Origin of the sequence: Chthoniobacter sp., assembly GCF_040003245.1 — a bacterium.
GTDB lineage: Bacteria > Verrucomicrobiota > Verrucomicrobiia > Chthoniobacterales > Chthoniobacteraceae > Chthoniobacter.
This window is the reverse complement of sequence record NZ_JBDUCX010000284.1, coordinates 1-8,000: the sequence shown is the minus strand read 5'-3', so window position 1 is coordinate 8,000 and position 8,000 is coordinate 1. Positions and strand designations below refer to the sequence as shown.

Below are 8,000 nucleotides of genomic sequence, written 5' to 3'. Positions count from 1 at the left end.
ATTCTCCGCGGATAGCCTGAGTTCCCCACCGTTGGGCATGGCGTCGCGCGCGTTTACACAAAGATTCAGCAGGACTTGGTGAAGCTGCGTCGGGTCGCCCATCACGGTCCACAAGTCCACCGGAAGATTTGTGTGGATCTGAACATGCTTGAGGAACGTTTCGTTGGCGATCTTCTCGATGTCCCGACAGACGTGCTTTATCTGCAACTCGACCCGCTGGCCTTCGATGCCCCGGGCAAAGGAAAGCACCTGACTCACCATCGCTGCTCCGCGTTGCGCGCTCGTGCCAATGATGGACAGCAATTCCTGATTTTCAGGTTCCGGGAATTTCATCCGAAGAAGGTCAATGGACAGGATGATGGGCCCGAGCACGTTGTTGAGATCGTGAGCGATGCCGCCGGCGAGCGTGCCTATGCTTTCCATGCGTTGCGCGCGGAGAAATTGATGTTCGAGATTCTTTCGCTCGCTGATGTCCTGTTTGACGGCCACGAAATGCATGACCCGGCGGTCCGCACCCAGCACCGGCGTAATCGTCATTTCCTCCGTATAAAGCTGGCCATCCTTACGCTTGTTGACCAGTTCCCCACGCCACACCTTCCCAGCCAGTATGGTCTGCCACAGGCTCTCGAAGAATTCATACGACTGCTCGCCCGAGTTGAGCACTCGCGGATTCTTCCCCATGACTTCATCCGCGCTGTAGCCAGTGGTCGTAGTGAAAGCCGGGTTGACCCATTCGATTCTGCCCAATTTGTCCGTGATGACGATGGCATTGGCGGCGGCATTCAACGCTGCTAATTGCAGCTCCATACGCGCACCCGCGCGCTTGTGTTCGCTAATGTCGCGAAACGTCCAGATTCTGCCGTAATGGGTTCCTGCTTTGTCTCGAACGGGCGACGAGTAGCGGTCAAATATCCTGCCATCTGCCAATTCAATCTCATCCCGGCTAATTTCATCTGGATGGGAATAAAGATAGGCGACTTTTTCGATAAATTGCCCGGGATTTTTCGTCTGGCTCGCAACGAACTGAACCTGTCGGGCATCCTCGCCTTCGGACGCGATCTTCGGGGGTATTTTCCACATTTCACCCAGCCGCTCGTTTTGGAGAATCTTTTCCCCTTCAATGCCGACAACCAGGATCCCGTCCAAAGCGCAATTCACTTGCGCCTCAAAGAAGGCGGTCCGCCAGCGCAACTCTTCCTCCATTTTCCGGCGCTCCACCTCGCGCCGGTTTACTTCGAGGGCGAACGAGATATCCGTGGCCAGTTCGTCGAGCAAACTCAGTTCTTGCGCATCAAAGAACCCCGCGGTCCCCGAGTAGAGAGTGAAAACCCCGATGGTTTTGTCCTCAATCTTGAGTGGAAACGCTGCGGAGGCGCGGAACCCCATGCGTAAAGCATCTTCCCGCCACGGAAGCATGCACGGATCGCGCTCAATATCGTTGCAGACCACATGCCGGCCACTTGCCGCCGCTTCTCCACTCGGACCACGTCCACGAGATGGGTCACCGCGCGTGATATTCAGCTTCTCCAGGTAATCTCCCGCATCTCCTGCCTTGGCGGCCACCAGCAGGCCTCCGTTGCGTTCGTCTAGAAATCCGACCCAGGCCATGCGAAACAAACCTTTCTCGACGGCGATCCGGCAACTCCTCTCCAACATCGTATCCGGGTCTTTCTCGCGCACGATGTTCTGGTTGATGTCGCTCAACACCGCATAAGTGCGGTTTAACCGCTCAACGCGTTCCAGGGCCTGCTTGCGCTCGGTGACATCGGTGAACATGGCGACCAGCACCGACTCGGCTTCCCCGGGCATCTCCAGTCGCTCCATGCACAGCAGAACATCGCGCAATTCGCCGTTTCGGCGTCGCAACTGAACCTCCGCATCGCGGACCGAACCCGTTTCGCGTAATCGCGCTATCAACGGCTCCCGCTGCGCCAGATCCGCCCAGACTCCCAATTCGAAGATCGACTTCCCGATAGCCTCCTGAGGCGCCCAGCCAAAGAATTCACAGATACGTTCATTGGCGTCGATGATGCGGCCGTCCGCGATGGTATTGATCGCGATGGCGGCGGGATTCGACCGGAAGACCGACGAGAATCGAGCCGCCGCAAACCGCAATTCCTTTTCGCTTTGCTTGCGCTGGGTAATGTCGGTGCGGATCGCCACGAATTGCCGCGGTTCGCCTTGCTCGTCGAGAAAGGGGACGATGGTGGTGGTGACCCAGTAAGTCGAACCGTCCTTCGCGCGGTTTTTGATATCACCGTGCCAGATTCGACCCGATTTGATCGTCGCCCAAAGCTCGCGCATGAACTCCTTGGGATGATGGCCGGAATTGATGATCCGGTGATCCTGGCCCAATAGTTCCTCGCGCGAATACTTCGAGATCGCGCAGAACTTGTCGTTGACGAAAGTGATCTTCCCCGCGGCGTCGGTTCGTGCCACGATCGAGTGCTCGTTCAGTGCCGCGCACAACTGAATGTAATCCTTGAGCGGCGCCTCAAGTTGCGGCTCGCTAGATTTGGAGCTGGGGGGCTCGGCCATCTTACGTTTCTGGGGGATGTGGCCGGAGAGCAGAGTGGTTTATCCTCTGTACCCGACCGGAATGCGAAAAGTGTCTTTGCATAACCGCGTGTTCCCCTCAACGTCGACAACAGTCTGCAACGATTCGTCCGAATCGCAAGCGCTAAAGCAGGTAGGTTTAACCATAATTGTGATACCGCGAGTGTTGCACGGCCCCTCCGGGGAGGTGATCGAGCGCGCGGCGGAACTGTGGCAATCGGGCAAGGCGAATGTCACCGAGGCGGGGATGAAGTTAGTTGTAAAGGGGGCCGTTTCAGCCGGCCAACGAAAGGCGCTTGGCACAAGCGCCTCTCCACGCCGGTGGCCTGCGGTGACCGGCTATTCGGCGGTGGTGGGGCGGAAGGAGGGGGCGACGCGTTCTACGCCGCCGCGGGGGCCGTCGGCGGGGTGGAAGGTGGAGGTGGCGGCGTCCCAGGCGGTTTTGGTGGGATAGGGGAAGAGGGGTATCTCCAGTTCCTTTTTTCCATCTACGACGCGGCGGCCGGGAAGCATTTCCGGGACGGTGCCTTTCTCGCGCCAGGTTCGCACGGCCTCGAGGGTGTTGGGCGGTTGGTTGAGGCCGGGGCCGCCGCCGTGGGCCATGCCGGGAATGAGGTAGTAGCGGAAAAACGAGCGGACTTTTTCGAGGCTGCCGAAGTGCTCGATGACTTGCTCGTAGTAGTCCAGCGTCGCGGTGTAGGGTACCACGGAATCGGCGGTGCCGGAGGTCATGATGAGCCTGCCTCCGCGTTTCTCGAATGCGCTGAGGTCGGCGTTTTCGGCGTTGAGATAAGGGCCGAGCGCTGCGGTGTAGGTATCAATGTCGGCTCCGAAATTGATGTCCTCCAGCTTTTTGTTCGCGCCGAAAACCCACTTGAAGAGATAGAGATGTCCATGCGCGGCGCTGAGGGAACTGCCCAGGGGAATGCCGTTGAAGATGCGCTCGCCGGTCACGGCGTGGCGCGGGCCGCCGAAGAGTTTGCGCAGCGCGGCCGCGTGTTCCGGGGTGAGGGTCGGATCCTTCTGCAGGGCCAGCGCGATGACGGCCGCGATATCCTTGGCGTTGCAGCGGGGGTCGGAGATGAATTTCCCGGCGACCGCAGGAGCCTCGCGGCCCGCGAAGTAATCGTTCGCCGCGGCGATGACGCTGGCTTCCTGGGTCGGCGTGAAGGGGCACTTCTTGAGGATCTGGTCGTTCCACAAAAAGTAAGCGTGCAGCGGCGTGCGGCAATGCGCGGGGATCGCGGCCACAATGCCGTCGTAATCCTCGGGGTAACGCTGCGCTTCCTGCAGCGCCTGCTGGCCTCCGGTGGAGCCGCCGCTGAAATAGGAGAACTCCGGCGCCTTGCCGTAATAGGCCGTGACGATCTGTTTGGCGGAGAGCGTCATGAGGTGCGTGGCGCGAAAGCCGAAGTCTTTCCAGACTTCCCGGTTGCCCACGCCGGAGTCGGCGTTTGGCGCGGTGCCCATGTTCGTCGTCGCCACGGCGCTGCCTTCGGCGAGCGGCCCGGCCAGGCTGCCGGGATTGATGTGGCCTGCGGATCCGCCATTGCCGAGGCCGAGGAAGCGGCCATTCCACTTGCCGGCGTCCGGCAGCCAGATTTCGACGTTGATGTTGGAGCCCTTGGCGGGATTGAGCACCAGCTTGACGATGGTTCGCGGAGGTAAATTGCCGAGGGCTTTGCCGTCGGGGGCCGTCATCGTCGGAGCATCGCTGTGTTCCAGCAGAGCCATGGTGCCGGCGTCGATCTTCAAGGCCTTCAGCACCGCCAGGCGGTCGTCCACGGAGGGGCCGCGCACGGCCTCGAGCGGGCTCTGGCCATGGAGCGAGACGCAGCCGAGGAGCACGGCGACGGCGGGGGAGAGGATTCGTTGGTTCATGGAGCTAGGGAGGGAGGAAAATGGAATGGTGGCTTCCGGGAACGGTTTTTTTGGGGGGACGCCCCGCTGCTGTCCCGTCATTTACCGGACGCGGAATGCGGTGGTGCCGTTGCAGGAGCGAGGACGACGCGGAAGCCGACGTTGAAGGCGCGATTTTCGGGATCGCTACGATGGTGGTAATCCGATAGCAGATTGTAGCGCTCGCTGTCATTCCACGAGGCTCCGCGCAGCACCCGTTCGGGACTCCCTGGCTCAAAAAAGTCCTCGCACCACTCCCAGACATTGCCGCCAAGATCGTAAATGCCGAATTCATTCGGCGCAAAGCTCCCAACGGGCGAAGTCGTCGCGAAGCCATCCGTGTAACCCTCGATGTATTTGGAGTTAGGAAACTTCGCGTTGCGCGTTTCATCCGCGTAGTTTCCCACCTTCGCCTTTGGCGGTGGAAAGCTGGTGCCCCATGGAAGAGCCGTCTGGTTTTTTCCATTCCGTTCCTTCGGCGTCGCGCCTTCTTCCTTCCCCAACCCCACGGCCCGGCTCCACTCCTCGTCGGTCGGCAAACGATAGCTCATGCCCTTGGGTAGCTTGCCTTCCGCGCGCTCTTTTTCGGTGAGCCATTGGCAGAAAGCCTGGGCATCGTCCCAATCGACGGAACACACCGGATCCTGCGACTCGCGGCTCACGGAGACGCCGTTCAGGGCCGCGCCCTTCCAGTTCGCGTTCACCGTCCTGGCCTGCGCGAATGCCGCGTAATCCCGCACGCGCGTTTCCCAGCGGCAGAAGAGCGCCGGCGTCCCCGGCACCGGCACGAACTCCTGGCCCAGCGTGTTCACGAAGGGTTTCTCCTTGGTCGCGCCGCCCAACGACGCGACTTCCCCTGTGGACGACTGCGCTTTTCCGCCACCGAGCGGCAGGAACTGGAGTGACTTGAGGATGACGGCGTCGGTCATGTAATTCCTGACCGAGAACCTGCCTTTGGGAGAAGTGTCGTCGTTCACCTCGATTGCGACTTTGCCGTTTAGCTTCACGGTGATCGTGGAACCGGCCGCCCGCATTTCCATTTCATAGTCGCTGGCGGGTGAGAGTGGCGTGGGCGGCAGGTAGTCGAAGAGGGTTGTAGTGACGTCTCCGCTACGACGCTTTAAGACCAGATGGGAATTGGACGTGACGGCGACGGAGTAGCCCTGGCGATCTTGCGCCCGGGCCCAAAGCTCCTGTCCATGGTTCTGGGAGTCGAAGGTCGTCACCATGCGGATCGCCCCATCAGTGACGTCGCCTTTAACGGAGGCGGTGGCGTTGAACGGCAGCTTCAGCGTCCCGTTCACGATCTCCGCACCTTCGATCAAGCTGAATCGAATCGGATCGACGATGATGTCCTGCCAGGGCTCAGGGACCGCTGCTCCGGCGTCCGACTTGTCCAGCGGCACATAGACGATGTCGCGGAAGTAGCAGTTTTCTCGACCACCGAGCCTGGTCATACCGGGGCTGAGTAGCGCGGCGTCGCGGAAGGATTCCAGCGGCTTTCCGTTTATTGAGATGCTGAATTCATTACCGACGGCGCGCAGTTCCACCCGCATCCACTCATCCTCCGCATAGCTCTGCGGCCAAGCCCACCGTTTCAATGTTTTCCACGGGGATACGGTTCCGTCTAAAAATTCGATTCGCTTCTCCGCCGGGCTAATCGAGAGGCGATATTCCTTGGGATTCAAAGCGGTGCCGCTGTCGCGAATGACTAGGGAAGCCGCTCGAGCGTCGCGGTTCATGCGCAAAGAAAAACGGATCAGCACATCTCTATGACTCAGGACCCGCGTTCCCTCTCTAGCTGTCTGGTTTTGTCCGCTCAAGAACAGCGCATTGTCCTTCCAACCCACCCCTTCCATATCCTTGGGCACCTTCTCCGGTGAATCCCACAGGCGGATCGCGCCGGGCTCAGGTGCTTCGGATGGAAATGCTCTCGCGCTTCCGTCGCCGCTGACCGGAGTCCACAGGACTTCCGGCGGTTCGTACCATCCTTCCTGAGCCTTGAACCCCCACCTTCCAACGACCGGGGGCCGGTGGTCCCGGGCCTCCATCGCCACGACCCCGTTGACCACCCCGGTGAACTGGTCGCCTTTTACCCGAAGCTCCAAATCCAGAGTGGCCCCCGGATGCAGCGCCTCTGGCAATGAATAGGCCACGCCAAGTCTCTCGGATTTGCCGCTGGGCTTGTCGAAAAAGAAGAGGCTGACGTTTCTCAGATCCTTTCCCAACACCAGTTTGTAATGGCCAGATGTCGGGCTGTCGCGGACGACCAACCCGGCTTCACCGGCGCCTTCCCGGATGTGCAACCGGGCGCGAATCGCGCCGTCCGCCGCAAGCTGCGGTTTGACAAAGCCCACGAGCGCGCCCGCACTCGCGTGGAGGTGGAGCAATCCGTCTTGGAACTCGCGCTCGCCTAGGACGTACTTTCCCCACTCGGTATCCGCAAACAGCGGCTTCCAACTGGAAGAGGCATCTTGCGGCGATCTCTCGTGTGGATCGCTGCTGGCGAATGGAGATGGGGAAGCCAGCGGCACGCTGGGACGTGTCCCCGCGAGTTTGAGCACTAGGGCCGTTGCGACGACGCCCAGTGCAATGAGGCCAGCGGCGAGGCCACCGTACAGCGGCAGCTTGGATTTCTGTGGTGCCGGCGGCGGGATGGCTTTCATCACCGCAGGCTTTGCCGGCGATGGGGGGCGGGAATCGATCTCGGTGGCTTGTCCGAAGCCGAGTGGGTTGGAGGCGGGGGCTTTGCGCTGGCCCGGGGCCATGGGGGTGGCGGGCTTCTTCGGTGGTGGCAGCGGCGCTGGCTTCCGAGGTGTGGGGCCGGTGTCCTCACCGGCCAGCGGCGCGCCCCCGACGCGTGAGGACACGCGTCCTACACTCTCTTGCGTGACGGGCACGCGCGCGTCGACCACGTCGGCTTTCATCTCCTGCGTGCTTTGGTAGCGGTGCTCGGGGGCTTGCTGCATGGCCCGGATGACGATGTTGTCGATGCGCTCATCGCAACCGGTGCGCTGCGAAGGGGGATGGAAGATGCCGCGGGGGACTTCGCGGCAGAGCATCTCGTAAACCATGACGCCGAGGCTGTAGATGTCGGCCCGGTGGTCGACGTTCATGCCCTTCATCTGCTCGGGAGCCATGTAGTCGGGCGTGCCCATGACCGTGCCGGTCATGGTGTGGCCCATTGGCTCGGCACCGGGGTCGATGAGCCGGGCGAGGCCGAAGTCGGCGACCTTCACCTGGCTCTCGGTGTCGATCATGACGTTGGCTGGCTTGATGTCGCGATGGACGATGCCCTTGCCGTGGGCGTAGGCCAGCGCGGTGCAGCACTGCTCGACGATGGAGAGCGCCTGTGGGCCGTCGAGCCCGGTTTGGTGAATGACGTCGGCGAGGTTGGCGCCCTCGACGTATTCCATGACGAAATAGAGGTGCCCTTCGCTGGTCGTTCCGAAATCGAAGACGGTGATGATGTTCGGGTGATTGAGCCGGGCCATGGCGCGGGCTTCGCGCACGAAGCGGTCGGCGAAGTCCTTGTCAACGCTGAC

The 8,000-nt window shown here is 61.1% G+C and carries 3 protein-coding genes; all 3 read right to left on the bottom strand.

The window, feature by feature from the left end:
* The coding region (locus ABJF10_RS26955) for a PAS domain S-box protein (protein ID WP_348547723.1) at positions 1–2,538 on the bottom strand (2,538 nt) is incomplete at its 3' end.
* Positions 2,539–2,895: 357 nt separating this feature from the next.
* Positions 2,896–4,437 carry a tannase/feruloyl esterase family alpha/beta hydrolase gene (locus tag ABJF10_RS26950; RefSeq protein ID WP_348547722.1) on the bottom strand — a complete coding sequence of 514 codons (1,542 nt, stop codon included), beginning with the start codon at positions 4,435–4,437 and terminating at the stop codon, positions 2,896–2,898.
* A gap of 77 nt (positions 4,438–4,514) precedes the next feature.
* The coding region (locus ABJF10_RS26945) for a bifunctional serine/threonine-protein kinase/formylglycine-generating enzyme family protein (RefSeq protein ID WP_348547721.1) at positions 4,515–8,000 on the bottom strand (3,486 nt) is incomplete at its 5' end.